Genomic DNA, 2,033 nt, shown 5'->3' with positions numbered 1-2,033 from the left:
TTGAAAGTTCATCAGGGGCAAAGGTTGAATTAGCCCAATGCAGCATAGCGTTAGTATTGCTATGTCTGATCGCTACCCCTTTAGGCTGCCCGGTTGAGCCTGACGTATAGATCACATAAGCTAAATGTGATGAGTTCAGCCCTAAAGCTTCTTTCTTTACATTATCTGTCTGATCTGTCGCAGAGGGATCATGCTCAAGAAGCTCACCGTCCAAACACACGGCTTGTCGCTCTCCTAACCCTACTTTTGCTAACAAGCTTTCCTGCGTCAACACCAAAGAAACATCAGCATCGCTGAGTATATAATTAAGGCGCGCCTCAGGATAACTTGGATCAAGAGGCACATAAGCGCCCCCAGATTTCAATATTCCTAGTATGCCGACGACCATATCTAGTGAGCGTTCTACGCATATTCCCACTAGGGTATCTGGTATAATATGATGCTGCTCTACCAAATAATTCGCTACTCGGTTCGCCTTCTGGTTGAGCGCCTGATAGGTGAGTTGTTCACCTTCAAAAACTAAAGCAATGTTATTCGGGGTCACTAAAGCCTGTGCTTCAAACAACTCATGAATACATTTATCTTCTGGAAAATACTGCTCAGTATCATTTATTTCACGAATGAGATAGTTTGTTTCTTGTACTGACAAAACAGGCAAATTTCTTATTTGCAGCGGTCCGGAAAGTTCTTTTTCATTCAATGTAGCTAATCCCGTTAGTAAACGAGATAGATGATCATTGAATTGAATTATATGAGCTTCATTAAAGATGGCTTTATCAAAAACCCACTCAAGATTTACACCATTTTCATTGAGACTGATACGAATATCCAAATCAAATTTGGCAGTAATGTGCTCTGCTGGCAACGGGGATAAGGTTACTCCCGGTAAAGTCAGCTGCTGCCTTTCTTTATTTTCCCCTAACCCATAATCCGTGTCTGTCGTCAGCATAATTTGAAATACGGGAGTATAAGCACTGCTGCGCGAAATATTTAATTTTTCAACCAAACGTTCAAATGGCACATCCTGATTCGATTGTGCATCTAAATGTACCTCACGTACATGGGCCAAATAATCGCTTAAGTCTTGATGATTGGTATCAAGCCTGAGGACTAAAGTATTGACAAAAAATCCTATTAGCGGCTCAAGCTCTGCCTGTAATCTGTTGGCAACAGGTGTGCCGATAACAATATCATGGCTATTGCTGTGGCGAGCTAAAACCAGCGCTAAAGCAGCATGTAATAACATAAATGGCGTTAGCTGATGCGCTTTTGCAATGTGCTGCAATGAACACGCAATATCTCCTGACAATTGTCCCGAGACTCGTGCCCCTGCATATTGCTTTTCTTCTGGTCTTGGTTCATCTAAGATCAGAGAGTGTATCGAAGGTAAGTCAGCCAACTGCTTGTCCCAATAACTTAACTGACTGGCAAGTCCTTCTCCTTGTAGGTATTCTCTCTGCCAATTTGTATAATCGACATATTGGATCTCAAGCGGAAGTAATGGATCGGGCTGCTCAGCAATTATACTTTCATACAAAGTGACAAATTCTCTTATCAAGACATCCATTGACCAACCGTCAGAAGCAATATGATGCATGTTAAATAATAATGTGCCTTGCTGCTCGCTACCTTCTTTATTTTGTCCCTCTTCACGTAAAATAAAACTGACTCTGATCATCAAGTCCTGACCCAAATTAAAGGGAGTTTTTACATCAACCGCAATCAAAGCTGATAATCTGGCTTGTTTTTCACTCTCACAAAGGAAAGTCAAATCATGTTGTTGTACAGTAAAGTCAAAGCTATCTTGAATATGCTGTAATGTCTCTTGTTCGTCTTCAATATATACCGTTCGCAATACTGCATGACGAGCTATGATCCGTGTGATAGCCTGCTCAGCAGCTTTCACATCAAAGTCACCAACCACATCAAACGCCGCTGGCATATTATATTCAGCACTCCCATGATTAAATTTGTCGATAAACCACAAACGTTCTTGGGCAAAGGATAAAAATAACGCTTTATTATCTTGCCTT

Annotated in this window: 1 protein-coding gene; it reads right to left on the bottom strand. The window is 41.2% G+C overall.

Annotated features, from left to right (window positions below; genetic code table 11):
* On the bottom strand, window positions 1-2,033 hold a 2,033-nt coding region (locus GAB14E_RS18075; protein ID WP_156115661.1), incomplete at both ends, for a non-ribosomal peptide synthetase.

The sequence above is a fragment of the Colwellia psychrerythraea genome, assembly GCF_000764185.1.
GTDB classification, from domain to species: Bacteria; Pseudomonadota; Gammaproteobacteria; order Enterobacterales; family Alteromonadaceae; genus Colwellia; species Colwellia psychrerythraea_B.
Note: the sequence above shows the minus strand (reverse complement) of the source record. Positions and strands in the feature narration are given on the sequence as shown.